The sequence below is a fragment of the Pseudomonas sp. 05N36 genome, from assembly GCF_056397385.1.
Genome location: NZ_JBFTNH010000053.1, coordinates 1 through 894, shown reverse-complemented (window position 1 = coordinate 894; position 894 = coordinate 1). Strand labels below are relative to the sequence as shown.

1 protein-coding gene is annotated in these 894 nt (G+C 61.9%); it reads right to left on the bottom strand.

The genetic code is table 11. The features are described from left to right. Positions 1 to 894: immunoglobulin-like domain-containing protein (locus AC1DIH_RS28115; protein WP_477774084.1), on the bottom strand; the 894-nt coding region annotated here is incomplete at both ends.

Here is an 894-nt window from a genome sequence, read left to right as displayed (position 1 = left end):
GCTTTCGATGGTGGTGCTGACGGTACTGCCGTTTTTGTAGACGTCATTCGCTGGAGTGTCGACCACCACSGAGCCGGAAGTCTTGCCGGCYTCGATGTTGATSACKGCRCCGTTSGACAGGGTGACGGTCATCGCGGTGCCGGCCGGGTTGCTCAGCGTCGCGGTGTAGGTGATCTGGCCACCTTCAACCACCGAACCGGTGGCTGCCAGGGACAGTCCGGTGTTGTCGATCGAGTCGGTGATGGTGGTGACCGCCGGMGTCGTGCTCGGGGTCAGCTGTTCGAAGTTGCCGCCSGTGGTGCTTTCGATAGTGGTGCTGACGGTACTGCCGTTCTTGTAGACGTCATTCGCTGGGGTGTCGACCACCACCGAGCCGGACGTCTTGCCGGCCTCGATGTTGATCACGGCGCCATTACTCAGCGTGACAGTCATCGGCGTGCCGGCCGGGTTGGTCAGGGTCGCGGTGTAGGTGATCTGACCACCTTCGGTGACCGAACCGGTGGCTGCCAGGGACAGACCGGTGTTGTCGATCGAATCGGTAATCGTGGTGACCGCGGGGGTGGTGCTCGGGGTCAGCTGTTCGAAGTTGCCACCGGTGGTGCTTTCGATAGTGGTGCTGACGGTGCTGCCGTTTTTGTAGACGTCGTTGGCCGGGGTGTCGACTACCACCGAACCGGTGGTTTTGCCGGCTTCGATGTTGATCACTGCGCCGTTGGACAGGGTGACGGTCATCGGCGTGCCGGCCGGATTGGTCAGGGTGGCGGTGTAAGTGATCTGGCCACCTTCAATCACCGAACCATTCGCCGTCAGGCTCAACCCGGTGTTGTCGATCGAGTCGGTGATCGTCGTAACGGCGGGGGTGGTGCTTGGGGTCAACTGTTCGAAGTTGCCGCC